Source organism: Acinetobacter sp. Ag2, assembly GCF_001005515.1.
GTDB lineage: Bacteria > Pseudomonadota > Gammaproteobacteria > Pseudomonadales > Moraxellaceae > Acinetobacter > Acinetobacter bereziniae.
The window spans coordinates 38624-65480 of record NZ_LBNA01000057.1; the positions used below are offsets into that span (position 1 = coordinate 38624).

General features: G+C 38.5%; 18 protein-coding genes and 1 pseudogene. 18 read left to right on the forward strand and 1 reads right to left on the reverse strand.

The genetic code is table 11. The annotated features are described in order from the left end of the window. The first annotated feature begins 117 nt into the window (after positions 1-117). The 15 genes and pseudogenes from kdpA (at position 118) to AAV97_RS17095 (ending at position 21718) form a co-directional block, all read left to right on the forward strand. Positions 118-1842 carry a potassium-transporting ATPase subunit KdpA gene (gene kdpA / locus AAV97_RS17025; protein ID WP_046761191.1) on the forward strand — a complete coding sequence of 575 codons (1725 nt, stop codon included), beginning with the start codon at positions 118-120 and terminating at the stop codon, positions 1840-1842. A 10-nt stretch (positions 1843-1852) separates the two neighbouring features. Next, on the forward strand, positions 1853-3883 hold the full coding sequence (gene kdpB / locus AAV97_RS17030; protein ID WP_046761192.1) for a potassium-transporting ATPase subunit KdpB: 2031 nt from the start codon (positions 1853-1855) through the stop codon (positions 3881-3883). 20 nt (positions 3884-3903) lie between these two features. Further along, a complete protein-coding gene (kdpC, locus tag AAV97_RS17035) occupies positions 3904-4506 on the forward strand; it encodes a potassium-transporting ATPase subunit KdpC (protein ID WP_004828681.1) in 603 nt (200 codons plus the stop codon). Positions 4507-5068: 562 nt separating this feature from the next. Next, a complete protein-coding gene (locus tag AAV97_RS17040; protein WP_046761193.1) occupies positions 5069-7726 on the forward strand; it encodes a sensor histidine kinase in 2658 nt (885 codons plus the stop codon). 27 nt (positions 7727-7753) lie between these two features. Then, entirely contained in the window at positions 7754-8464 is a 711-nt protein-coding gene (locus AAV97_RS17045) for a response regulator (RefSeq protein ID WP_004828685.1), read from the forward strand. A 366-nt stretch (positions 8465-8830) separates the two neighbouring features. Further along, positions 8831-9688 (forward strand): TonB family protein, encoded by an 858-nt coding sequence (locus AAV97_RS17050; protein WP_046761194.1) that lies wholly within the window; start codon positions 8831-8833, stop codon positions 9686-9688. Between the two features lie 41 nt (positions 9689-9729). Then, on the forward strand, positions 9730-10326 hold the full coding sequence (locus AAV97_RS17055; protein ID WP_009586442.1) for a biliverdin-producing heme oxygenase: 597 nt from the start codon (positions 9730-9732) through the stop codon (positions 10324-10326). A gap of 30 nt (positions 10327-10356) precedes the next feature. Next, positions 10357-10782 (forward strand): YbaN family protein, encoded by a 426-nt coding sequence (locus AAV97_RS17060; protein ID WP_009586455.1) that lies wholly within the window; start codon positions 10357-10359, stop codon positions 10780-10782. 21 nt (positions 10783-10803) lie between these two features. Further along, the gene (locus AAV97_RS17065) at positions 10804-11241 is read left to right on the forward strand and encodes a Fur family transcriptional regulator (protein WP_004828689.1); all 438 of its coding nucleotides are present in this window, start codon (positions 10804-10806) and stop codon (positions 11239-11241) included. A gap of 235 nt (positions 11242-11476) precedes the next feature. Continuing rightward, positions 11477-12045, forward strand: a pseudogene (locus AAV97_RS17070) (sigma-70 family RNA polymerase sigma factor). Beyond that, the gene (locus AAV97_RS17075) at positions 12046-13059 is read left to right on the forward strand and encodes a FecR family protein (RefSeq protein WP_046761195.1); all 1014 of its coding nucleotides are present in this window, start codon (positions 12046-12048) and stop codon (positions 13057-13059) included. 424 nt (positions 13060-13483) lie between these two features. Beyond that, on the forward strand, positions 13484-16615 hold the full coding sequence (locus tag AAV97_RS17080; protein WP_046761301.1) for a TonB-dependent receptor: 3132 nt from the start codon (positions 13484-13486) through the stop codon (positions 16613-16615). Positions 16616-16816: 201 nt separating this feature from the next. Continuing rightward, positions 16817-17575 (forward strand): Slam-dependent surface lipoprotein, encoded by a 759-nt coding sequence (locus tag AAV97_RS17085; RefSeq protein WP_046761196.1) that lies wholly within the window; start codon positions 16817-16819, stop codon positions 17573-17575. Between the two features lie 64 nt (positions 17576-17639). Further along, positions 17640-19130 carry a surface lipoprotein assembly modifier gene (locus AAV97_RS17090; RefSeq protein ID WP_046761197.1) on the forward strand — a complete coding sequence of 497 codons (1491 nt, stop codon included), beginning with the start codon at positions 17640-17642 and terminating at the stop codon, positions 19128-19130. A gap of 260 nt (positions 19131-19390) precedes the next feature. Further along, complete coding sequence (locus tag AAV97_RS17095; protein WP_046761198.1) at positions 19391-21718, forward strand: TonB-dependent receptor; 2328 nt, start codon at positions 19391-19393, stop codon at positions 21716-21718. A 256-nt stretch (positions 21719-21974) separates the two neighbouring features. Here the strand turns inward: AAV97_RS17095 and AAV97_RS17100 are convergent, their stop codons facing one another. Continuing rightward, entirely contained in the window at positions 21975-22349 is a 375-nt protein-coding gene (locus AAV97_RS17100) for a hypothetical protein (protein ID WP_009586476.1), read from the reverse strand. A gap of 160 nt (positions 22350-22509) precedes the next feature. On the opposite strand from AAV97_RS17100, the gene AAV97_RS17105 reads away from it, so the two are divergent. From AAV97_RS17105 to AAV97_RS17115, 3 genes are all read left to right on the forward strand, one after another. After that, complete coding sequence (locus AAV97_RS17105; RefSeq protein ID WP_046761199.1) at positions 22510-23058, forward strand: sigma-70 family RNA polymerase sigma factor; 549 nt, start codon at positions 22510-22512, stop codon at positions 23056-23058. Then, complete coding sequence (locus AAV97_RS17110; protein ID WP_046761200.1) at positions 23048-24031, forward strand: FecR family protein; 984 nt, start codon at positions 23048-23050, stop codon at positions 24029-24031. The genes AAV97_RS17105 and AAV97_RS17110 overlap by 11 nt, the downstream gene beginning before the upstream one ends. Before the next feature lie 143 nt (positions 24032-24174). Further along, positions 24175-26760, forward strand: coding sequence for a TonB-dependent hemoglobin/transferrin/lactoferrin family receptor (locus tag AAV97_RS17115; protein WP_046761302.1), 2586 nt, complete (start codon positions 24175-24177; stop codon positions 26758-26760). The last annotated feature ends 97 nt before the right edge of the window (positions 26761-26857 follow it).

Sequence of the window (26857 nt, forward strand, 5' to 3'; positions counted from 1 at the left end):
AGCGCATCAACAAGTACAGCATCCAAAAATATGCTTACGACAAAAACTTAAAAAATATGCCCAAATTAATAAGATTGGCATGTCTCAGTTCAGTCTTTCAAACCAAGGAGCAAGGTCATGTTAGCGTTTATTTTGCTCTTGGTCATTGTGACTGCACTGGCTTATCCCTTAGGAAAGTATCTTGCATGGATTATGCAGAATCGCAAGATGAAAATTGACCCACTGTTCAATTGGATTGAAAAGCCGATTTATGCGCTATTGGGGACAGACCCTAAACAGGGGATGAATGTTAAAACCTATTCACTGAGTTTTGTGATCAGTTGTTTGGTGATTGGATTGATCACTTGGTTGTTGTTTATGTTCCAAGCCAGTCTGCCACTAAACCCAAATCATGCACCTAATATGTCATGGGATTTGGCACTGCATACGATGGTTTCATTCCTAACCAATACCAACCAACAGCATTACTCTGGTCAAAGCCAATTGTCATATTTGTCTCAGATGGTGGGGATCGTTGGTTTGCAAATCATCACTCCAATGATGGGGTTGGCGATGGTTGTTGCAACAGTCCGTGCTTTATTCTCTTTACCAACAAATGATTTTTCCACAGCAGATCATTCAATACCATTTAACAGTAAAGTTCAAAAAATAAATGTCGGGAACTATTGGGCAGATGTGATTCGCCCTACATTTCGTTTTTTGATTCCGTTGTGTATGGCGTGGTCATTGTTATTGAATAGCCAAGGCGTTCCAGCAACTTTTCAAGGTGGTCCAGACGTTCAAGTAGTAGATCAATCCACTGAATTAAAAACACAAAAAATTCCTTTAGGTCCTGTTGCACCGATGGTTGCCATTAAGCAACTCGGTAGTAATGGGGGAGGATGGTATGGACCAAACAGTAGTGTGCCATTAGAGAATCCAACACCACTTTCGAATTTTTTAGAAATGATTGCCATTTTACTGATTCCAGTCTCTGTTATTTTCATGTTGGGTTTTTTCACCAAACGCGCAAAATTTGCAGGCTTTGTCTTTGGTTCAATGCTGTTCATGTCCGTGCTTTCTGCGACCATTGCGATTTGGTCTGAAAGCCTTTCTTCTACGGCATCACAACTCTATGCAATGGAAGGAAAGGAACTACGTTTTGGTGAAGCATCTTCCGCACTTTGGGCAGCAGTGACCACACAAGTCAACAATGGATCAGTGGATATGATGCATGACTCGGCATCCCCTTTAACAGGTCTAGTGGCGCTCGCCAACATGCTGATAAATGCCATCTGGGGTGGGATTGGTTGTGGTTTACAGCAATTCATTATTTATCTGTTTTTGGCTGTCTTTATCGCAGGTTTAATGACAGGACGTACTCCTGAATTATTCGGACGTAAGATTGAAGCAGGCGAAATTAAATTATTGGCAGTGGTGATTTTGATTCAACCCATTGTGATTCTCACTTTAACTTCAATTGCTTTATTTTTCCCTGAATTGACGGGTAACAGTAATCCACAATATCACGCGGTTTCCCAAGTCCTGTACGAATATGTTTCTGCTTTTGCCAATAATGGTTCAGGTTTTGAAGGCTTGGCAGACAATACGGTGTGGTGGAATGTCACATGTGTTATTGCTTTATTACTTGGTCGCTTTCCGACTTTAATCATACCGCTCATTATTGCTGCACGTTTGGCTGCTAAACGTCAAGCGCCTGAAAGCAAAGGCAGTTTAAAAGTTGAGACCCCAACATTTGCTTTTACGCTGATTGCCATTGTGGTGATGTTGACCTTATTACAATTTATGCCAGTCCTAGTCTTAGGACCGATTGCTGATCATCTGTTATTGGTACAAGGTTAGGGTGAATCAAATGAATCCTTCAAAACAATTGAATACAAATAAATCTTCTACGCTTTTTCAAGCTGAAGCTTGGAAGAATGTATGGGTTAAATTACTCCCACAACATGCGATAAAAAATCCTGTTATGGCAATCGTATGGCTGGGTACGATCATTACTTTGATCAGTACAGTGATGGGCAAAGCAAATGTATTATTTGGTCTATCAGTCACCTTGATTTTATTTATCACCGTACTTTTTGCCAACTATGCCGAAGCGATTGCGGAAGCGAAGGGGAGAGGTCAAGCCTCTTCGTTACGACAAGCTCGCCAAAATTTGACCGCACGACGACTCAAATCTAAAACAGATACGGAGGGTGAGCAGATTGCAGCAACCCAATTAAAAATGAATGATTTGATTGAAGTTCGTGCAGGTGAATTGATTCCAGCGGATGGTGAAATTATTGAGGGCTTTGCCACCATCAATGAAGCTGCGGTAACTGGGGAGTCTGCACCTGTGTTACGTGAAGCAGGAACAGACAAGTCTGGCGTGATCGGCGGAACTAAAGTTTTAACTGATCAGATCATTGTACAAGTTACAGCCGAATCTGGGCATAGTTTCCTTGATCGTATGATTACATTGGTTGAAGGTTCCAATCGACAAAAAACACCGAATGAAATTGCATTGGGTATTTTACTGACCGTCATGACTGTAACTTTTATCGTGGTGGTGCTCAGCTTACCGTTTATTGGACATTTCTTAAAAATCGAAATCAATCCGATTGTATTAGTAGCATTACTGGTTTGCTTAATTCCCACCACGATTGGCGGATTATTGCCAGCAATTGGGATTGCTGGGATGAACCGAGCATTAAAAGCCAATGTGATTGCGAAATCAGGTAAAGCCGTTGAAGTTGCAGGTGATGTGGATGTGTTGCTGTTGGATAAAACAGGAACGATTACTTATGGCGACCGTCAAGCAACAGCTTTTTATCCTTTAGTCGGTGTAACTGAATCAGAACTTCGTCAAGCTGCCATATTAACATCGCTTGCAGATCCTACGCCCGAAGGAAAGTCAGTGGTTGCCTTGGCAAAAGAGTTGGGGGAACGTGTAAGCGAACCTGAGCATGCTGCGTTTATTGCCTTTAGTGCATCAACACGCATCTCAGGCATAAATTTAAGTGATGGACATCAAATTCGTAAGGGAGCATTGGATGCAATTCTTCAATTTGCCTCACAGCGTCTAGAAAATCATAGTGAGTTAAAAACCCGTGTAGAGCAGGTGGCATCCAAAGGTGCAACGCCGCTGGTCGTTGCAAAAGACAAAAATATTCTTGGGGTCATTGAACTTTCTGATGTGATTAAGCAAGGCATCAAGGAAAAGTTTGCACGTTTGCGTGAAATGGGAATCAAAACTGTGATGGTCACAGGAGATAACCCACTGACTGCAGCTGCAATCGCAGCGGAAGCTGGGGTAGATGACTATATTGCAGAAGCCAAACCTGAAGATAAGTTAAGCTGTATTCGTGCTGAGCAAAATAAAGGGCATTTGGTTGCTATGGTCGGGGATGGTACCAACGATGCGCCAGCATTGGCGCAAGCGGATATTGGTCTGGCAATGAATTCGGGAACACAGGCTGCCAAAGAAGCCGGAAATATGGTGGATTTGGATTCAGACCCAACCAAGCTTTTGTCTGTCGTTGAGATCGGTAAACAGCAACTGATTACCCGAGGTGCTTTGACCACATTTTCATTGGCGAATGATGTGTCCAAATACTTTGCTATTTTACCTGCATTATTTGTGGCAGCCATTCCTCAAATGAATAGTTTGAATGTCATGCATTTGGGCAGTTCTGAAAGTGCCATACTTTCAGCACTCATTTTTAATGCCATCATTATACCGTTATTGATTCCAATTGCTCTACGAGGGGTAAAGTTTAAACCTGCAACTTCTACCCAATTGTTACGCCGTAATATGCTGATTTATGGTGTGGGTGGTGTGCTTCTGCCCTTTATTGCAATTAAATTGATTGATTTGATGATCAGTCCATTGCTTGCACTGTAAACTGAGAGAGGAATATGCAAATGAATACTGAAACGCATCAAAATGTTGACTTATCATTATCCAGTTTAATTCGTGCTTCATTTGGTTTGACACTCGTCGCTTTGGGGCTATGCGGTTTTGTCTATAGTTCTGCGGCTACTGGGCTTGGGCAACTGATTTTCCCTGAACAAGCCAACGGAAGTCTGTTGATTGAAAAAAATCATGTATTGGGCTCTCGTCTAGTCGCACAGCCTTTTCAACAAGCGCAATATTTCCAAGCTCGACCATCGGCTGCACACTATGATCCCATGAACATGGCAGGGAGTAATATGGCAAGAACCAATCCTGAATTACATCATATTGTTGCGGAACGCTTGGATAAAATTGCTCAGCAAGAGCATGTTGAAAAATCCAAAATTCCTGCGGATTTAGTGACTGCTTCGGGAAGTGGTATTGATCCTGAAATTAGTGTTCAGTCTGCAATGATTCAGGTTAAGCGAGTTGCCAAAGCACGTCATTTAACTGAAGAAAATGTAGTGCAATTTGTTGAGGAATATACCACTCAAGCTACTTTTGGAATTTTTGGGCAGCCACGAGTCAATGTTCTAGAATTAAATTTAGCGCTGGATCAGCTTGGAAAATAATCCACTAGATTGCCAAGTTTATTAGGGTCTGTTGGCAATTCGTCTAGGTTTGCGACTAAGTGTGTTTTTTAGACGATTCTAGGCGCGAAATACGAAATTTAGTCGTTCTAAATGAGTAGTTCGTAACGACGAAGCGACAAAAAACACGCTAGTCCCTACTACGCCTTGCGCTGCAAACAAAGCAGTGCTTTGTTCTTGCTCAGGGTTGTGGCTAAAATTATCTCAGCCTATGTTATGAAAGTTGAAAATAGTCTCGCTATTTTCTTTATTTCCTTGCGGAGTATACTCCTCATGCCTGCTCAATTTTAACCTACAACGCAAACCATTTATGAAATGTCAACAGACCATATTGGATCGGTTATTTTTAGAGGCTGTACAGGATGTGATAAAAATTTAATTGAGCATTTGATTTTTATCGCATTCTGCTTCAATGTTTTCTTGTATTCTAAACTTGAAAAGACAGCATAAAATAGATACCAATAGCATGATAAGTAAAGCAAACTGATTTAATCACATTTAAAAAGGATGGCATCACTGCCAATTTTTGGAAGACACTAGCGCTATGGTAGATGATCGAAATAATAAAGCAGATGTCTTGTTACAACATACCCAACGCTATCAATCTGGACGACTCACCATCTTTTTGGGGGCTGCTCCGGGTGTTGGCAAAACCTTTGCCATGTTGGTGCGTGCGCATGAATTAGCCTTACAGGGCAACAATATTGTAATTGGTTATGTTGAAACACATGGTCGAGTCGAAACAGAAAACTTGCTTGCAGGCTTGAAAATTATTCCACGCAAAGTCATTGAATATCAAGGGCATCAGCTTGAAGAAATGGATTTGGATGCTGTTCTTGCAACCAAACCCAGTATTGCTTTAGTGGATGAGTTTGCCCATAGCAATATGCCAAATAGCCGCCATGAAAAGCGTTGGCAAGACATCAATGAATTGTTGGATGCAGGCATTGATGTTTTTACCACCATGAATATTCAGCATTTGGAAAGCTTAAATGATGTGGTATTTCAAATTACAGGAATTCGGGTGGCTGAAACAGTCCCAGATCGTGTATTTGAGCGTATTCGAGATATTCGTTTAATTGATTTACCTGTAAGTGAGTTACTTGAGCGTTTAAATCAAGGTAAAGTTTATGTCCCTGAACAAGCACAACAAGCATTACAGCGCTTTTTCAATCATTCCAATCTGACAGCTTTACGTGAATTGGCGATGCAAACCGTTGCCAGCCATGTCGATAGCGATGTTCGAGAAAATTTTTCGATACAGGGACTTGTTCCCATTCCATTGAAAAACCATATTCTGATTATGTTAGATGGTGGAGGACATGCAGAGGCTTTAGTTCGGGCAGGTTGTCGTATAGCTGAAAATCGTCAAGCACATTGGACTGTGGTGGCATTTTCAGAAGATTCTCAAATTCATCATAAATCTGAAAATTCTCAGCGTCGTGAGATCGAAAGCGCCTTAAATTTGACCCGTCAATTGGGCGGAATGACAGAAATTCTCTATGGTAAACAACATGCAAAAACGCTGTTTGATTATGTGATTGATCGGGGTATTTCGACATTGGTACTCACCCAACCTAAGGCAAAGAGCTTTCAATTCCATTTAAAATTTAAGCAGAATTTTGTAGATCAATTATTAAAATATCAACCGAGTTTTGAACTCAGTATGGTGCCGATTGTTGCAGAAAATAAACCATATTCTACGATTCTTGAACAAAGTCGGTTTTTAAATCTAAGAGAAATATTTTACGTTTTATCGACGACGGTGATGAGTATTTTCATTGCGAGTCTAGGTGAAAAATATTTAGGTATTGAAGAGCTGTCAGTGATTTTTATTACCGCGGTGGTTTTTGTTGCATCGAAAACACGCATGTTGGCGGCGGTTTTTTCAGCGATTCTATTTTTCTTGGCGTATAATTTTTTCTTTATTACACCTAAGTTTACTTTTCAGATTTCAGCACATCAAGGCGTGATTACTGTGGTCGCTTTTCTGGGTGCTGCTTTAATTTCCAGCCGTTTGGCTTCACGTTTAAAAGAACAAGTTGTCGCGTTAAAAGCGGCAAATAGTTATAACAGTATTATGCAGGATTTGGGACAAAAGCTTTCTGTCGCCGTAGATTTGAAGCAGGTTCAAGAGATTGCAGAAAATAGCCTAAGTAAAAATTTAAATGCTGAAATCTGGTTTTATTTTCCAGGTTTGTCTGCTGAAGTAAGTCCTTTATTGACCATCAGTGATAAAGAGAAAATTTCAGCAGATTGGACCTTTAAAAATCATCAACCTTCAGGACGATTTACTCAAACTCTCACTGAAAATGACTGGTGGTTTTTGCCCTTGTTGGCATCTAAACAATGTTTAGGCGTCGTTGGAATCAAGTTTCCCAAGCATTTATTCGTTTTAAATACTGAGCAAAAGCAATTAACCGAAACGATGATTGAATATATTGCTCAAGCAATTTCTCGAACTCAACTGAGCAAAGCATTGGAAATTGCCAATATTAATTCGGAAACTGAAAAACTGCGCTCAGCTTTGCTTTCATCGGTGTCACATGATTTACGCTCGCCATTAGCGTCTATGATTGGTGCAGCAGATACTTTGACCAATTACCGTCATTCTATGGATGAACAAGATCAGGACAGTTTATTGGAAGCCATCCGTTTAGAAGGTGAACGTTTAGACCGTTATATCCAAAATTTACTCGATATGACGCGTTTAGGACATGAGGGGCTTAGTCTTAAACGGGATTGGATCGGTGTAGATGAGTTAATTGGTTCAGCAGTGCGTCGTTTAAAACGCTATATGCCACACAGTATCGTTGAAGTACATTTACCTGAGCAGAGCTTAAGTTTATATGTTCATGCCGCACTGATTGAACAGGCTATTTTCAATGTACTTGAAAATGCTGCTAAGTTTTCGCCAGAGCATAAAGCAGTATGTATCGACGTTGTACAATGTAGTGAAAATGAAATTGAAATTGCAATCAGTGACCAAGGACAAGGTATTCCTGAAGATGAGCGTGAGCGAATTTTTGATATGTTCTACACCATGGAGCGTGGTGATCGAGGACAATATGGTACAGGGCTTGGATTAACAATTGTCAAAGCGATTATTGGTGCACATATGGGTAAAATTATGGCTTCTTCTGCAAAACATAACCAAGGGACATGTATTCGTATGCAACTCCCAATCCAGCAAATTGGATAATCTTGCTTTTTGATTTAAGGAAATATCATGCCAGAGCAAAATGTATCAACAAGCTCGATGACCAATGTATTGATTATTGATGATGAAACACAGATTCGTAAATTTTTAGATATTGCACTTCGTGCTCAAGGTTATAAGACACTATTGGCTGAAAATGGTCAAAAGGGCTTGGAAATTTTAGCTTTGCATGGTGCAGATTTGGTGATTCTTGATCTTGGTTTACCTGACCTAGACGGTGCAGAAGTATTGGCAGAGTTAAGAGTCTGGTCACATGTGCCTGTCATTGTATTGTCTGTACGTTCAAGTGAAGAAGAAAAAGTGAAGTTATTGGATGCTGGAGCCAATGATTATGTGACAAAACCTTTTAGCGTACAGGAGCTGATGGCGCGAATACGGGTGCTGCTTCGCCAATATCAAAATGTGGCTGTGGAGTCTGCTTGTTTTGATGATGGGGTGCTAAAAATTGACTTTGCACATCGACAAGTATTTTTAAACCAACAATTGATTTCATTGACCCGTAAGGAATATCAATTGTTGACCCTATTGGCCCAGCATAAAGGGCAATTGATTACTCAACCGCAAATTTTAAATGATTTGTGGGGACCTACTCATCAAGAAGATACACACTATTTAAGAATTTTAGTGGCAAAACTGCGAGGCAAACTGAATGATAACGCTGTTCAACCCACATATATTGTCACCGAACCAGGTGTAGGACTGAGGTTTTTAGGACAATAAGCACGATACTTTTTAAATAATTTTAATAAAATCAATATCTTGGTTCGGTTGGTTGTTTGGTTATATAAAACTTGCAAGGTCTTGATAGATATTGAAAGTTGATTCAGTAGGGTGGATAAAATTTAAGAGAAAACAGAACTAAAATAAGAATAGTTTACATTTCATTACATTTCTCATTAGGCTTTTTTCCATTCTCATTCGTCTATATAGATATAAGGCAGATTTTTTATGGGTCTGCTTTGATTTAGCTAAAGAGGAATGAGTATGGTAATTCAACATTACAGATCAAATAGCCAAGATATCCTGAGCAATTTATTTCAGGATGCTGTTTCCAATATTTCATCACTTCATCATTAAGTTCAATTGATGTCTGTAGTATTGACCAGTAGATATGATCGACAAACGTATATGACGTTGTGTGGGGTCATGCTGGGGCATGTCTTATTGATTTGGTCGATGACTTTTTTACAAACTGATCAATTCGTTGAAACGCGTTCACCAGAAAATGCGATCAAAATTCGCTTTGTCCGTATGAATAAGACAGAAACGGTTCAAGAGAGCCGTACAGATACGGCAACCGATTCGACACAATCACAAATGCAAGCAGTAACACAGCAACAGAATGCTAAGACACCGATATCCAAGCAAAAACAAAGCAAAGTAATTCAGAGTAGCGAATCCAAGAAAGCGATCATGGATCAACCAAAACAAAATACTCAAAAAGCCACACTGACAAAAACAACAGATCAATCTTCAAATAACAGCACAGCGTCGAATCAACAACAATCCATGCAAACGCAAACCAAGACTGATTTAAATACTTCGAAACAACAGTCATCTTCTGGGCAATCAAATGAGCAGACTCAAAAATCTGGTGGCGAAGAAGGTCGAGAAAATAAAAAGGAGCAAAGTGCTGAATCTGCAGCAAAACCGCAACAACCGATTATGGTCAGTAAGGTTGATGTATTGAGCTTTGGCAAGCTGAATTACGATGACCGTGAGTTACAGAATCAACAGCGTTTACTGGTTTTGACTATCAAGATTAATCCTCAAGGACAAGCGATTGATGTCAAAGTGAAACAAAGTACAGGATTAAGCAGTTTAGATGCACGAGGTGTTCAGGCTGCACAAAAAACCAAATTTAAACCACACATCTTAAACGGTGAAGCAGTTGCTATCGTGGTGGATTTTCCCATTCAGCTTAAGCTTGGTCGCAACCGCTGATTGGACTAACAGGTGTATACAACGTTTATTGAGGAATTTTTATGAACGCAGCGACAGAAAAAGCAATGACAGAAAGTTTAATGCAACGTTTAAAGCAAACGACTGCTGAAGAACATGATCGCATGGAAGTTTTGATGCAACAATCGGGTGCTTTTGCCAGCCAAGAAAATTATGCCCAATTCACACTTTCACAGTATTACTTTCAGAAAGATGTTGAGCATTTATATGAAGATTCAAAGGTGCAACAGTTGATTCCTGATTTAGATGTGCGTGGTCGTTCTGATGCAGCATTGCAGGATTTGGCTGATTTAGGTGTGCAGCCACAACAAAGCGATATTGCGACGCATACCGTGAGCTTTCCACAATCATTAGGCTGGATTTATGTCTCTGAAGGTTCGACATTAGGTGCAGCATTTTTACTCAAAGAAGCGCAAGCTAAATTTGGCTTTAATGCAGAGTTTGGTGCACGTAATTTGGCAGCATATCCAGAAGGTCGAGGCTTAGTATGGAAACGTTTCAAGCAAACGCTGGATGAGGCAAATTTTAGTTCAGAAGATCAACAACTAATTATTGAAGGAGCGATGCAAGGCTTTCAGCGTTTTGGTGAGCTTTTAGCACAATTGAAAACACTGAAATAAATGATGAATCGTTGAAAAGGGAATCAAACCATGAAGCAAACAGGAACTGAAACAGATATTAATACCAGTATGACATTGCCAGAACCGAAACTGGCGAAGTCATGGTTGGTACGTTGCGTGTGTATTGCACTCGCAGGTTTATGTTTGATTTTGGGTACCATTGGTTTAGTTGTACCAGGTTTGCCTACGTTTGATTTTTATTTTCTTGCAGCAATTTTTGCAGCCAAAGGCTCAAAACGAATGCATCACTGGATTGTAAACAATCGACTGATTGCACCAATTTTACAGCAGTGGCAGACCCAGCGCACATTACCTACAAAAGTGAAGTTATTTTCTTTGTTGAGTATGAGTGTAGCAGCTGGAATTTTAATTTTGACAGTGCCTCATCCGTGGGCAGTCGGTGCAATTATTATGATGATGATTTGCGTACAATTATGGATGTGGCTTAAGGCATGAATTTATGAGGATTATCTTTGGATGGAAATCTTTAACCCCTATAAAAATATTGAAGAATTAAAACATTTACTTCTACAAGCAAATTTAAAAGTGACGACAACAAGATTAACAGTACTGAATATTTTAAAAAATGCACGGCGTGAACTCACTGCCGCAGAAATTTTATACAATCCATCACCTCAGGTTAAAAAGCTGTCTTTTGCAGGCGTATATCAGACCTTGAGGCAGTTGGAAGAAGCTGGTGTGTTGGTGAAATTTAAACTTGGAAATGAACAGGCACTCTATTCATTTAAAAATTGCCAGACCAATATCCGAATATGCTGTAAAAAATGTGGTCAATTACAGTTGATTCATGATCAAGATTTGGAAGGTCATCTTCAAGCGTTGATGCTGGCACATGGTGCTAGCACTTATCATCTCACTTTGGAAAAGTCGGAGTGTTTCTATTGTGATGGTTAAAATGATGTCTCACTTATATTGATGACAATAAAATCTATATTTATTTGAAAATATTCATAAGGACAGGTATATAAATTTGGATACAAAAATGATGCGCTGTCATAGATTTTTTTAATAAGGTTTTATAGAAAAATAATTGTTATTTTTAATCCATATATCGCAACAATATACGATTGGTCGACAAAAATGTAATTTAAAATTCAGTGATTTTAGAGAAGAGCTGCTTGACATTTAAATGATAATTATTATCATTTGTGTGAGCTTAAACGAGTTGATTCTATTGTGAACAAAAATCCTGCATTTGTAGATCAATTGTATCGTGATCATCAGTCTTGGTTACATCAATGGCTGAGAAAAAAGATGGGTAGCAGTGAACATGCGGCTGATTTGGTTCAAGATACTTTTATCAAGATTTTACAGACGCGTGATGAGTTGTTTGGGATAAAAGAGCCGCGTGCTTATTTAGTCACGATCGCACGTAATTTAATGATTGATCAAGTCCGCCGCAAACGCATTGAGCAAGCGTATTTGGATGAATTAGGTCAAATGGAATATCTTTTAGATGTGATTCCTTCACCGGAAGACCAACTACAGATTATTCAAGCGATTGATCAAATTTGTCAGGCATTGGCATCTGTTTCTGAAAAAGCCCAACGTGCGTTTGTTTTACATTATTTTGAAGGTTTGACTCATAAAGAGATTGCCGAGCAGATTGGTGTTTCAACGAAAATGATTCAAAAATATCTCGCAACATGCTTGGTGCAATGTTATGTGTTAAAGCAAGAGAAGGATTTGTTTGTATAAATGATAGATGATCAGAAAAGCAAACAAAAATTAATTGAAGAAGCCGCAGAGTGGATTGTATTGCTCAGTGCTGATGATGATTCAACAAAAAAAGCGGCAAAAATGGATTTTGATGCTTGGAAAAGTATGAGTCCACAACGACAAAAAATTGCACAAGATATTGAACATTATCTGTATTCCATTCAAAAACTGGTACAGACCCCGCAACAGCAACAAATGACACAAACCGTACTGAAAGCAGGTTTGCAAAGTGCAAACAAACAAAAGAATTTACGTTATGGTAGCCTCTTTGCCATTACATTATGTTGTTTTGGCGGAATTTACACTTATCTTGCCTATCATCCAATCGCTTACCTCACGGCTGACCTCAAGTCTTCGGCAGGAGAATGGAAGACTCAAAGCTTAAACGATGGGTCAACGCTGAAATTTCGTGGTCAAAGTGCAGTCAATGTACATTTTTCTGCTAATCAACGTGTCGTTGAATTGGTCCAAGGCGAAATATTTGTAGATGTCGCTAAAGACCAAGCACGTCCATTTATTGTTCAAACACAACATGGTCAAATCGAAGCTTTAGGCACTGCATTTAGTGTTCGTTATCAGCCAGAACTTACAGAACTCAAGATGTTGCATTCTAAAGTGAAAGTACAAACTTCTCACTTCGTTAAAGAACCATCCAAGCCATCTTCCGTGATTGTATCCGCAGGGCAGGAAGTCACATTTAATGGATATGCTATACAACCCATTCATGATTTGAATATCCATAACGAACAACAAAAATGGATGCAAGGTCAGTTGATTGTTGAAAATATGCCTTTATCGAAAGTTTTGACGGAATTAGATCAAAATAGCCGAACGAAAATTATATTTAAAACGGATCAACTGGAAAAAATCCAAGTCAATGCAGTGTTGCCTTTAGATCAAACTGAAAATGCTTTGAAGTTGTTGAATAGTGTTTTTCCACAACTCAAGATTTATCAAATCACGCCGTATCTGACTGTGGTAACGACTCAATAAAATAAGTAGTTATATCTATGAGTCGGTTTACATCTCAATTAACCACATTGCTCTCACCACTCAACAATGAGTGATCTGAAACGCATTGATTAATGAGAACAGACGATTACATTTTATCAATAAAGTCCTGTCTCAGGAAATTGTGGCTGACTTTTTTTAAGTTTCATATTTTATCAAGAATTTTATCGAACTCAGGTTAAAGACAAAAGTTTCTTGCCTGATCAAGATCAATCAGATTTAGAAAGCTTCCCAAAGCTCCGTTTCGTCATAAGTCTAAGACCCGTTCAAGTTTCATTTAAAAAAATTTTTAATTCTAGGTTCCACTTTTTTATTTCTCGTGCGTCATATTAAGTAGAAGCAAAGATTAGGATTCATTTAATTATGTATGTTGAATGATTCTTATTTACATTTACTGGGGCGTAAAATGAGCAAAGCTGCTTGGGATAAAAAGCAAACAAAATCTTCTTTTCGAGTTTCATCATTGGCATTTGCTATTCATGTTGCTTGTGTGGGGATTGGTGCAATGGGGCTGGCGCAAAGCGTCTCTGCGCAAACTTTGGAATCACGTTCTTATCATATCCCAGCAGGTTCACTTGCCAGTGTTTTAAATACTTTTGCTGAACAAGCAGGTACCACGATTGCCATAGATGCCAATTTATTAAAAGGAAAATCCAGTTCTGGTTTGACTGGGCAATATGATGTGGAAAGTGGTTTCCAGCGTATTTTAGCACCCACTGAATTTGTTGCAGCAAAAGTGGGCAGTGGCTATATGCTCAAGCAAGTGACTCAAGCTGAACTCAAAACCGCAGCAGCAACCACTCAATCAACAGCCACCGAATATGAAAATGCGGTGCAACTTAGCCCAATGACTGTTTTTGGCACAGTTAGTCGAGATACAAAAGGGCAGAATGATGTTTATGACCAAGATATTTCTAGCGTCTACGCCAGCAAAGAGCAAATAGAACGATATAAAGGCGCTCAGCCAGCAGACTTATTTAAGGGAATGGTCGGAGTATACAGTGGGGATGCTCGAAATAGTGGTGCTTTAGATCCAAGCATACGTGGCGTTCAAGGACCGGGACGAGTGCCAGTGCTTATTGATGGGACAGAGCAAGCACTAACAGTATGGCGCGGTTATAACGGTGCAAATAACCGTAGTTATATCGATCCGAATTTAATCGGTGGGCTACAAGTCATCAAAGGACCTTCCATCACCCGCAATGTAAACACAGGTGTCGGCGGTGCTGTCGTTATTCATACTTTGGCTGTAGATGATGTTTTAAAAGAAGGTAAAAATTTTGGTGGAGAAATAAAAGTAGAAACCAGCAGTAATGCAGTGAAACCTAGAGAACCGCAATTACTCACAGGTCAAAGTATTTATGATAATCCCAACTATCCGCCAGTAGCAACGAACTGGCAAGGTAAGCCAATATTCGAACCTTATTATGATCCGTCTTTATTTAAGATGGCACGCCAGAATAAAGAGAACAATATATACTCAGGTGATGATGTTGCGACTCGTATCGCTTTGGCGGGGCGTACTGATAACTTTGAAGTATTGGCTGCTTATGCTTATCGGAATAAGGGCAATCATTTTGCCGGAAAAAATGGCAGTGAATATTATAATAAACCATCGCAGGAACGTTATAACTATGTTCCTTATCTTGCCAAAGTTTATCCGGGAGGTACAGAAGTTCCGAATACATCTCTGGAAACAGAATCTTATTTGTTGAAAGCAACATGGAAGCCGACTGATGAACAGCGTTTAGAGTTCGGTTATCGGGACAGTTCAATCACCAACGGAGAAATACTGCCCTCGAGAATTGCTTGGGAGGCATTGGTAAAAAACAAAACAGGCGTACCACAGTGGCCTTTAAGTCATATTGACTCCAAAGCCTATAATATGGAATACAAATATCAGCCTCAAAACAATAATTTGGTTGATTTTTACAGCAATATTTGGCGAACTGATACCAAAAGCAATACCTATAGTTCTGGTGGGTTTCCCAATGATACCAATGAGAACTTGGGCATCTTTGTGAACAGTGCCGTCGCAAACTCAGACAATACTCGCCAAGGAATAACCTTGAGCAATAAGTTTAAATTACTGTCTAGTCTTGGTTTGACTGTTGGTGGAAGTTTTCATAAAGAAAAGCTCAGTTCAGATGATATTTATAAAGACCCGAATATTAACGGAACAAATTCAGGTTATCGAATGGTACCGAGAGCAGGGCGTCGAGAAGAAAAAGAGTTTAATTTTAACTTTGACTATCAGCCTGTATCATGGCTGACGCTAAATGCAGGTGCAAGATATCAAAACTATTGGGCCTTTGATGATTTTCTTAATGAACGGGTCAATGCAGGTGATCCCCAGTTTAACCTGATTAAAAAAGCCACTGCATTAAGCATGATTTATTTTACCAAAAAAGCAAATATGACCCCAGAACGAGAACAACAAATAAGAAATACATTAGATGCATCCGCTTTGGCTCAGGGCTGGACGGAAGAATATAAGCAAAAAGAATTAAAAAGGTATATATATACTCAACGTAATACGATTAACTATCAAAAGGATAGTCGTGGACAATTAACCATTGCCAATAATCCCTTTTTAAATGGGACTTTAGTGGAGGGGCGGGATTATGGATATTATGCGAGCGGCACTCCTAGTGCTTATGAAGATATTGACTTAACCAAAACAGGTGTGCAAAAAAGCAAAGATAGTGGTTGGACACCGACGGCTTCAGCAACGGTTAACTTTAACTCGAATAGTCGAATGTATTTGCGCTATAGCGAAGCATATAGAATGCCAAGTATGTTTGAAAGTACGCTTGGTTTTTCTGGAACTTTAAGTGGTTATAAGTTAGAACCTGAACATGCATCGAACTATGAACTCGCCTATGTTCATAATCTATCTGAGTTTTTCAAAAACAGCAGTTATGCCGATATTAAATTGGCTTATTACTATAACAAAACCAAGAATGCGATTGAGCGTAGTCCAACTTTGGCATTTAGTAATGTCGATAGTCTCACTACAGAAGGACTGGAACTACAAAGTCGCTTTGACAATGGACGTTTCTTTACGGATTTGAGTGCCAATTACCGTTTTAAGAATAAAGTATGTGATGAAAATTCAGCAATGATTTTGGGGGCAAATAAGCAGTTCTCAGTAAATCGCTGTGTCGATGATGGATTTGTAGGGGGATATTTGGTCAGTATGGCAATTCCCAAATATTCAGTAAATTTGACGCTTGGAGGACGTTTCTTTGATCAGAAATTGGAATTGGGTACACGAGCGAGTTATTACCAAAAATATGAAAATCCTGAAACGAAAAACTATAACGGGATAGAGATGAGTTATTACGCCAATACCCCTTTGGCTTGGAACTCAATGACCATTTTAGATGCTTATATCAATTATCGACTGAAGCAGGACACTTTATTTGAACTGGTGGGAACTAATCTTACTGACGAATTCTATATTGATCCTTTAACCCGTTCGGCAATTGCAGCACCTGGTCGAACATTTAAGTTAAGCGTTAGCCATAAGTTTTAAAGAAACTTTGGATAATTACTGAATTTATTGCACGTAGTGTGCAATAAATGTGTGGAAAATAAGACAGGTACTCCTTGATTTTACACTTAAATTGAAAAATTAAAATCAGTGCAGCACATGTTTTATTTTAAATGATAATCATTAAGTTTTTTATTTTTATTCTTAATGGAAAAACTTTAAACTCATAACGAGGAATTTAAAATGAAACTTCAATCTATCTCACTGGCTGTTTTACTATCTATTGGTTTAGTCGGTACTGCTCAGGCAGCTATAGTCGGTGAGTCGAGTGATGTTAGTAAAATCGAGGTCGCAGCTACAGGTTCACTGGGGCCAAACCATCCAAACTCGGGTGTAGGTTTCGGAATCCAAGACTTTTATAACGGTGCAGTTGTTGCATTCTCAGGTTTTAACGGCTATGCAGATGGCAATGGTGTGGTGCGCTTAAACCCGTATTTACCTGGTCTTCCGCCAACACATGCTGCTATCGGTTATGCCAACTATAAACAAGTGCCTACACAAGACGTTTGGTTTGGTGAGTGGAATGCCGAAGCCAAAGATGCCAGTGGAAACCGTCTAGGTACAGTTGATCCAGCAACACATACTGTTTATTACAATGGTAAAGATGCGGATACCAGCGTACCGTCTACAGGTACTGCAAATTATAGCGTTCAAGGTGTCAATAATTATAATGGCTCTAATTTGTTGTCAGGTACGTTTACTGCAAACTTTGCAACTAAACAGTTAACGGGTTCATTGAGTGACAGTTCACGTACCTTTAATTTAGGTACTGCAACGATTAATAATGACGCTACGATTAGTGGTTCAAATGCATCTTGGACAGGTGGACCTTCTGGCGGTACTGTTTCAGGTCAGTTTTATAATAGTCAAACCAGCTTAGCAGGCATTGCAACATTTGCTGGTAATAGAGCATCTGACGTTGCTTTTGGTGGTAAGAAATAATGATTTGAATAAGAAAGGCTTGCTTCGGTAAGTCTTTCTTTTTTTTTATTTTATAGGGTGATCAATGAAAAAAATAGTATTGCTTGGCGTTGCGGTACTGTGTGGAGAATCTGTCTATGCAGCGGATGATACCAGTATCAGGCTAAATCAGGAAATTAGTCAGCAGCAATATCAAAATGATAAGAAACTACTCAAATCAGATGATCCCAAAAAAGACCAAGCATTACCGAATCTGATCATACAAGGTCAGGAATATATGGTGAAGGATGAACCCGCAGAAGTTGCTTATGCGCTTTATTTGGCGGTGATGCAAAAACAATGGCAAGTCGCTTTACGTTATTTAGAAAAATATAAAAAATTTCCAAATTATGATCAGGCTTTGACTGAATTCGCTGAAGGCGTCATGGCACGAACACAGGGAAATTTAAGCTTAGCTGAAAGTAAACTACAACACAGTCTAAAGATTCAATCCAATAATTTAATGACACAGCTTGAGCTGGCACGTGTCTACACCGAACAACAGAAAAATCAGCAAGGACTGCAGTTATTTCAGCAGATTCAATCTCAATTAACTATGTCTACCGATCCTGCTGCTCAAGGTATTCTTCAAACTGTAGAGATGTATCTTAAAGGACTTAAACAACGTGATGCATGGCAAGGTTCTTTAGCTTTTGGTTCACGTTATGCCAATAATATCAATAACGCTTCGGATAAATACGACATCGTGACCTATTACGGTATTGACCCAGAAACCAAGGAAGTCGTGCCTGTCGAACAATTAAAGCGAGGTACACCAGATGCGATCAGTGCGCAAGGTCTGGATTATGAAGCCACTTTAACCAAGCGTTGGTCACTTTCTGGGCAGCATGGTATTGCTTTACGTGGATTATTCTATGGTCAAGTTTACCCAGAACAGACAGATTATAATGAATTAACTTTTAATTTAAATGCGGGTTATAGTTTTTATAATGAACGTAATCAAGTCTTGGTTGCTCCTGTATTTGAACATAAATACTATGCACATGATCCACTCTACAGTGCTTATGGGTTAAGAGGCGAGTGGATGCGCTTTATTTCCAACGATAAAGCCGTCAAGTTAGAGGCTGAAATGAAAGATATGAACTATTCTCAGTATAAGGGGCAGGATGGCACGGAATATTCTGTCTATTCAACTTTTTGGAAAATTTTACCAAAAAACTGGACCTTATTTGGTGGACTCGATTTCGTTGACCATAATACCCAAGAGCAATATTTCACAGCATATCAACAACAAGGAATACGTTTAGGGTTGTCCAAAAATTTTACCGCAGGCTTTAACACCAATTTATTTAGTTCTTTTCGTTGGCGTCAATTTGATAAATTTACGCCTGTATTAGAGACTAGGCGACATGATTTTGAACAAAACTATACCTTGATTTTAAGTGCGCCGCGTTGGGGTTTTTACGGTTTAACACCGAATCTTACTTATCAATATAATCAAAATAACAGTAATGTAGAGTGGTTGTATTCCTATGATAAACACAATATCAGCTTAAAGTTAGAACATCGTTTTTAAACTGATATTTTAACTTAAGCTCTTAAAAATCAACTTTAATTCATCAATATAAGTATCAGTTCAGCGATGCAGCATTTCAGAACAAAGAAATTTGTTCATAGATAGCATCAATTGTTTAAATTATTAAGTTAGATCAAATACTTATTAAAATTTTTTTTATCAAAATGGTATTTGTTGGATAAATCATCAAGATTATTGTCGTTGAATAGTTAAATGTAATGTTATAACATAACAATAAATTACAATCTGGATATATCATCGTGCGTCGTCATAGTTTAGCCATTGCAATTTCTTTACCGATCTTTCCTGCCTATGCAGTGGATAATAAAGAGCTCAATGTTTTACCCATCATTCGAGTAGATGCAGAAACAGACATTTTTAAACAAGATCTTGTAGTTGTAAAAAATAAAAATGCGGACAATAAAACTTTAGGAGATGCCTTAAAGCAAGTTTCAGGAGTGCAAAGTAGTGCTTTTGGTCCAAATGCTGGTGCACCAATCATCCGTAGTTTAGGCGGCAATCGGGTACAGATTTTAGAAAATGGTCAATCGCTTTATGGAATGAATGCAATCAGTGGCAATATTAATATTCCATTTGATCCATTGTTTAGCGAATCAATTACGGTCAATAAATCCTCTGATACGGTGCGTTATGGCGGGAATGCTATTGGTGGGAGTGTGGACATTGATACAGGAATCATTGATCAAGTGCTTCCTGAAAAAAAAACTGAACTGGAACTTGTCGCTAAAAAGGGCTGGAATGATTTTGATGCAAAGGGCTTTAAATTAAATTTAAATAACCAAAAGAATTTTTCGACCAATTTCTTATTTTCGACGCAAGAGATTGCGGCATATAAAATTCCGGGTAACGGTAAAGCAAAAGTCTGTAATAGCGCATTATTTCCTGCAACAGGTGGAGTGAATACAGGTTTAGCTGATGCTTGCCAAAAAGAAGCACGAATTCAACAGGTGTATAACACGGCATCACAGCCATATATTGACCAATTCATGACAGAAAATCCAGATTGGGCAGATGGTACATTTTCTTTTTATACAGACAAGCCAACATCTGTATGGAGTGGGAAAACTTATACCAATCCTGTAAATCCCAATTATGTTCCGAATAGCAAACAGTTTACGGAAAATAAAATTAATAAGGACGTTACCCCGAACTATAGCGGTAAGCTTGGAAACAGTTACTTAGACAATCAGCATTTTGCAGTAGGCACAACATATTTTCTTGATCAAGGATATATCGGACTCAGTGCTGATTCGAAAAAAAGTGAATACGGTGTTCCGGGATTTTCTCTTGAAAATAAATCCTTTCAATCGACCAGTGAAAGTGTCCCAGTAGGGGTTAAAACGGATCAACGAAGATATTCACTTGCGAGTGAACTTAACTTTAGCCCATTGTTGCTCAATCAAATTCAGTTTAATGCCAGTAAAACAGTCAATACCTCTGCTGAGTATCTGGGTACTGGGATGGCCAATCGTTATCAATTTGATACACAACAAGCAGAATTATTACTTAAACATCGACCAACCGAATTTTGGAGTGGTTTTGTTGGTCTAAATCAAATAGATCGTAGAGTTGAAGGACAAGGGAAATTACGTTACTTACCTCATGTTGATACTCGAACACAAGCAGTATTTATTAAGGAAAAATTAGACTTTGACTGGCTAGAATTAGATGCAGGTTACCGTAATGAAAAAGTAGAACACAAAATTCAAGCGAGTGATTTTAAAACAGCAAGAAACTCACCAAATACTAAGTTAAAGAATACTGAATTTGATTTAGACAGTTATAGCTTTGGGTCTTATTTCAAATATAATGATTTATTGGGCTTAAAATTACGCTATTCGGTTTCAGATCGAGCGCCTGAAATCAATGAGCTTTATGCGAGTAATGCGCACTACTCTACCATGATGCAAGAGGAAGGAAATCAAAAGCTCAAAGCAGAAAAGTCGAAAAATCTAGAATTGACAGGATTATTGAATTATCAAAATTTTAATTTAACTGCCACTGTTTATAAAATGAAATATGACAATTACTTATACTTAACCCATTCAGGTGTGCAGACTCAAAACCGTTTACCGCTTAAATATTGGACACAGACAGATGCTGAAATCACAGGGTTTGAAGTTGATTTAAAACAAAAAGTTGAATTAAATGCCTATGGTTCAGTTGTGCTGTCCGCATTTGCCGATTTTGTTAAAAATAAAAACCTTCATCCGAATCAGTTTAGTCTGTTTAATGACGGAAACTATTTACCCAATATGCCAACCAACCGTTATGGCATGAGTGTTGAATGGGCACAAAATGATTGGTCTGCACGATTATCCAGTATCTATTATGATAAGCCTCAATATTTGGGAAAAAGCGTGTCTGAAGAAGTACCATTGCCAGCATATAACATGATGGATTTTCAAATTCAAAAACACTTCAAACTACAAAAAACCAGTATGGACGTATTTTTAAATGGATCGAATTTATTGAATGAAGATGCAAGACCACAAAACTCGCCGTTAAAATATATTGCACCGCTTCCTGGACGTGGTTTTCAAGTCGGTGTAAATATAAAAATCTAATCGGCTTGATTAACCGGATTGAGAAGTATTGTTTTTGCTATCTTAATCATGCAGCATTTCAACAGAAATCAACTGATCATCTGCGCCTTGTTCTTTGAGAATAGGGCGCTTTCAATATGATTTATGATGCTTGATTTTTTAATTGATCAAAGAGAGCAGGGCACGGTTATAAGCTTCAATGATTTGAGTCATCGTTGAAGCTTTGAGAATTAAGCCGTGTATTGATTTGGCTTACTACGGTTTAATATATAGCGCTTTAACATGCAACGGCAGCTTCTCGCTCAAAAATAGAATCAACCTGTTCAAAGGCAAGTACTCTTGGACGATTTTGATATTGGCAAGCGTAACTGTTAACAGCGTTTTCTAAGATTTGCAGGAAATCATTGTATTGTTCTTCAAAATCTAACAGATCAAGTAAGTCCAATTTACGGCTATGATGACAATTGTATTTTTGAATAAAATTCAACAATAAGTTTTGGATCGGCGTATTGGTAAAGTAAATTAAATAGGTGGCTGCAGAACCACAATGTAAACAACCTTTTTCAAGATAAATTTCTTCATTATTTAGCCAACAGCATTGTAGTGTGAAAAATGCTCGGATGGCTTCTGTTGCTAGAGTAGGCTGTTCCACAATATTCACCAAATTTCAAACAATGCAATTGATAATCATTATCAATTAATTTCTAAGAAAAGTCTATTCAATAAAGGACAAAAAGTTGTCGATTAGAGCATTTACAAAAGTCTTTGTGTAAACGATAATTATTATTGTTTGTATTTGCGTACTACATTTTATGATTCAGACTCCCACAACTCAATCACGTCAGCAGTTACTGCAAGAAATGTATCTGGATCATCATGATTGGCTTCGTCAGTGGCTAAGCTTAAGGATCAAGTATCCATTTAGCGCAGCTGATTTGGTTCAAGATACTTTTGTAAAATTGTTGCAAACCAAACAGCTATTTTCCATTCAAGAACCTCGAGCCTATTTGGTCAATGTGGCTAAACATTTGCTTATTGATAAACACCGTCGTTATATCTTAGAGCAAAATTATTTAGAGACCGTAAAGCAACACGTAGATGAACAAGAAAGCTTGCTGTCATCCAATCAAATCGAAGAAGCAGTGTTAATTTTAGACTTTTTGACGGTTGCGCTACAAAATACCACCTCACTGATGCGTAAGGCTTTTATCATGTATTACTTTGAAGGTTATAGTCAAAGTGAGGTTGCCTTAGAGATTGGTCGGTCATTGCGTAGTACGCAATTGTATTTAGCTGAATGTCTACAACTATGTTACAAAGCGAAAAATAATCTGCTTGAGCTGGAGCAAGATGAACGCTAAACAGTTGCGTAAAGATATGGCGCTGTGGATTGTTCGCTTAAATGCGGATGATCAAGAGGAGCGCCGTCAGGCTCAGATTGAATTTGATCTTTGGCGCAATCAATATCCTGAATATCAGGATCAATTAGATGAAATGCTGAGTTTTTCTGAAACGATGCAACAGCTTTCGATGACACATGGTATTTCCAGTCAGAATGTTCATCACTCTATGCAAATCAGTCAGCAGAGTAAAACGGAAATCCAGAAATTATTTACCAAAGTTTTTGTACTTTGTTTAAGTATAGGAAGTGCAACATATTTTGCTTATCACTCAACAATATTCTCTTACTATACAGCTGATTTAAAAACAGATACAGGTGAAATGCAGTCATTCACTTTGGAGGATGGCTCAAAAATATCTTTGGGGGCACGATCTGCAATTAAATTGGATTTCAAAGCAGATAAACGCCAAATTGACTTAGTTCAGGGTGACATTTATATCGATGTTGCCAAAGATCCAAATAGACCACTGATTATCCACACGCCACAAGCAGATTATAAGGCATTAGGAACTCGCTTTATTGTGAATCAATATCCAAAGCGCAGTGTATTGAATATGCTGCATTCTAAAGTCGAAGCGACGGCTTTGCAGGCAGCTCCTTTGTCTAAAGTAGTTCAGCAAGGTGAAAATATCACAGCGGATTCACAAGGTTTAAGCCAGATAACTAAAATAGATACTGCATCAACAGAATTCGCTTGGCAGAAACAGCAAATCTTGGCGAATGATTTACCAATGTCAGATTTACTTAGCCGTTTAGGGCGCTATCATCACCAATATTTATTATTTAACCAAGCAACTTTAGCGCAATACAAAGTGAGCGGTGTGATTAATACTCAACAAGATTTGGAACAGACACTTGCACTCTTGGCAACACAGTATCCTTTAAAAATCAAAAAAATAGGGCAACATGTGATTGCAATAAATGCAGAGTGATAAAACGTTTAAACAGTGTCTTCTAAAAAAAATGACCATTCATTGCGGTTTTTTTGGATGGTCTTCGTCATATAAGTTAGAACACATATTTTTTTTAACTGAATGAAGTGAATGATTATCATTTGACTTTAGGTGGCTTCAAAATGTCCCAGTCTTTATATCGAAATGCCATAAAACCGCTCGCATTGACCGCTGCCATAGCCTTGTCTATGGGAGTCATCAGTACACAAATTTACGCAGAAACTGCTGTGCCCATGACTTTCTATCAAGTGCAGCGTGGTTCACTCACTCAAGCTTTAAACAGTTTGGCACAACAAGCCAATGTTTCATTATTGCTTGATTCCGACAAAACCAATCGTTACCAAGTTAAAAGTATCCAAGGTAAATACACCTTAGACCAGATATTTACAATGTTGGTTCAAAATACCCCCTTTCAAATCCAAAAAACTTCAGCTGGCTATGTATTAATGGAAAAGCCCAGTGTTGAAAGTGCCCCTGTAATTAACCATGAAAAAGTGAGTTTAGACAAAAATCTGCCTTCAAATCAGAATGGGCAAAATCAAATTTATCAAATGACGCCGATTGTGGTAGAAGCCGTTCAAAAAGATACAATTAAGTTTGGACAAAGTGTTTTAAACCAAAAAGCAATTGATCGTTATCAGGCCAATAATGTGGCACAACTCTTAGACAACATGCCAAGTGTTGGGTCTGCTGGATCTCCTCGCCCCGGCGGTCAAACGATCAATATTCTGGGTATGGGTGGGGTCGCAGATGTTCCGATTACTTTAGATGATTCTGTAAAAAGTTTTGATAAATATCGTCAGGGATCGGTATTTATAGAACCTGAAATTTTAAAGAAAATCACTGTAGATAAAGGTCCGCATAATGTTGAAGTTGGAAATGGTGGTTTTGGTGGGAAGGTTACTTTAGAAACCAAAGATGCGACAGATTTGTTAGATAAAGATAAAAATGTAGGGGCTTTTTTAAAGTATTCTCGATATTCAAATAATCGCCAAAATACCTACACAGGTGCGGTATATGGTAAAGCTGATAATGGTGTAGTAGATGGCTTGTTTTATTATACCAACCGGGACAGTGGTAATGTTAAACGTCCAGATGGCAGTACATTTTTATACTCTGCCCAAGAGCAAGAGACCTACTTAGCAAAACTTAATTTTTATCCTGCGGATGGACATAAAATCTCTATCAATGCTATGCGCAGCGGACATGAGGGTTGGGAGCCTTTTGCTGCCATGCGTGATCAGGATGCTGTGCCTACACAGGCAGATATTGCAAAATATGGCTATGATGAAGCATGGAAACGACGTTTGGTTTATCGTGATCAGGAAGATACCAGTTATTCAGCAAATTATGAGTTTAATCCAGCAAACAATCCATATTTGAATCTCAAAGCGGTTGCTTCATATTCAAAAACCTATCAGCATGACCAAAGACTACCAAGCGTAAATGGTTCAGCAGCACTTTTAGGCAATGAAAGTTGGGTAACCTATACCAATACAGCATTCAAACTCAGTAATATCAGTGATATAGAAACTAAATATGGTACTCATAAGTTAAAAGTCGGTACGCAATATCAAAAGATGGAACAAAATTCCCTGATTTTTGATAAAAACAATGTGAAGAAGCCTGATTATAATTTTGGCTATTATGAACCCAATTATATGCCAGCAGGCGATCAGCAAATGTTGAGCGCATTTGTTGAAGATCAATATCAGTTCAATAATATCATTATCACACCATCGTTACGTTACGATCATATTGAAAACACAGGCAAACCCAATCGAGCATCACGCTATAATGATCCTAGCGCAGGACACGATTACTCAAGTAAAACCTATACAGGTTGGTCACCTCGTTTGGCAATGTCTTGGAAGCAAACAGACTACATGACATGGTTTGCCAATGTGAGTAAGACATGGCGTGCTCCTCGTGTTGATGAGCAGTATTATGTGCAATCAGCGGCAACCACTGTTCCATCGACCAGTCGTTATTTGCTTCCTGAAAAAATGCTGGCGATACGTATCGGTAATGAAATGAATTTTGATGATTTGTTCAGTACAGATGATCATCTGCAAGTACGATTGACCTATCATCGCAATCGTGGTGCTGACGAAATATTTAGAAACCGTTCAACCTTTTGCCAAGCCCAAGCAGAAAATAATGCAAGTACAGGTGAGGGCAGTGTTAAAGACTGCAATGGTAATTACAATCATGGTTTCTATCGAAACGTTACCGATTACACCATTAAAGCCTATGAAGCTGAAGTTTTCTACAATCAACCGACTTGGTTTGCTGGTTTAACTTATTCATATATTCGTGGGCAACGTGATAATTCACCTGTGAATCCATGGTTTGACCAAAAAACATGGATGGTTGATATCCCACCTAAAAAAGCCACAGCAACTTTAGGGGTAAATGTGCCTGAGCATCACTTAACCATGGGATGGAGAGGAATTTTTGTTGCGGCTCAAGACAGAAGTTTATCTGATAATGATAAATCAATTGCTGCATCTTCTTTTTCTTTACCTAAAACCAAAGGCTACTCGCTTCATGGCGTATATGCAGATTGGCAACCTGTGGGTGAGAAAGGACCAACACTTAATTTCTCTATAGATAATTTGTTTAATCGAGACTATAAAATGTATTTAGGTGAATATATGACGGGTACAGGGCGCGATTATAAGTTCAGTATTTCTCAAAAATTCTAAAGTTGAAGTCTGGATGTTGAACACTTAGTATCTCTCATGAGTAGCCCATAGGGTTTCATTGAAAATGGGCTACTTATATCTTGTTGGATCTAAACGT

Bases quoted from the DNA above. Each gene is read 5' to 3' on its own strand.
- AAV97_RS17075 (WP_046761195.1), top strand. From the start codon at position 12,046: ATGATAGATGATCAGAAAAGCAAACAAAAATTAATTGAAGAAGCCGCA.
- AAV97_RS17090 (WP_046761197.1), top strand. From the start codon at position 17,640: ATGAAAAAAATAGTATTGCTTGGCGTTGCGGTACTGTGTGGAGAATCT.
- AAV97_RS17080 (WP_046761301.1), top strand. From the start codon at position 13,484: ATGAGCAAAGCTGCTTGGGATAAAAAGCAAACAAAATCTTCTTTTCGA.
- kdpB (WP_046761192.1), top strand. From the start codon at position 1,853: ATGAATCCTTCAAAACAATTGAATACAAATAAATCTTCTACGCTTTTT.
- AAV97_RS17065 (WP_004828689.1), top strand. From the start codon at position 10,804: ATGGAAATCTTTAACCCCTATAAAAATATTGAAGAATTAAAACATTTA.
- AAV97_RS17110 (WP_046761200.1), top strand. From the start codon at position 23,048: ATGAACGCTAAACAGTTGCGTAAAGATATGGCGCTGTGGATTGTTCGC.
- AAV97_RS17060 (WP_009586455.1), top strand. From the start codon at position 10,357: ATGAAGCAAACAGGAACTGAAACAGATATTAATACCAGTATGACATTG.
- AAV97_RS17045 (WP_004828685.1), top strand. From the start codon at position 7,754: ATGCCAGAGCAAAATGTATCAACAAGCTCGATGACCAATGTATTGATT.
- AAV97_RS17040 (WP_046761193.1), top strand. From the start codon at position 5,069: ATGGTAGATGATCGAAATAATAAAGCAGATGTCTTGTTACAACATACC.
- AAV97_RS17055 (WP_009586442.1), top strand. From the start codon at position 9,730: ATGAACGCAGCGACAGAAAAAGCAATGACAGAAAGTTTAATGCAACGT.
- AAV97_RS17115 (WP_046761302.1), top strand. From the start codon at position 24,175: ATGTCCCAGTCTTTATATCGAAATGCCATAAAACCGCTCGCATTGACC.
- AAV97_RS17105 (WP_046761199.1), top strand. From the start codon at position 22,510: ATGATTCAGACTCCCACAACTCAATCACGTCAGCAGTTACTGCAAGAA.
- kdpA (WP_046761191.1), top strand. From the start codon at position 118: ATGTTAGCGTTTATTTTGCTCTTGGTCATTGTGACTGCACTGGCTTAT.
- kdpC (WP_004828681.1), top strand. From the start codon at position 3,904: ATGAATACTGAAACGCATCAAAATGTTGACTTATCATTATCCAGTTTA.
- AAV97_RS17050 (WP_046761194.1), top strand. From the start codon at position 8,831: ATGTCTGTAGTATTGACCAGTAGATATGATCGACAAACGTATATGACG.
- AAV97_RS17085 (WP_046761196.1), top strand. From the start codon at position 16,817: ATGAAACTTCAATCTATCTCACTGGCTGTTTTACTATCTATTGGTTTA.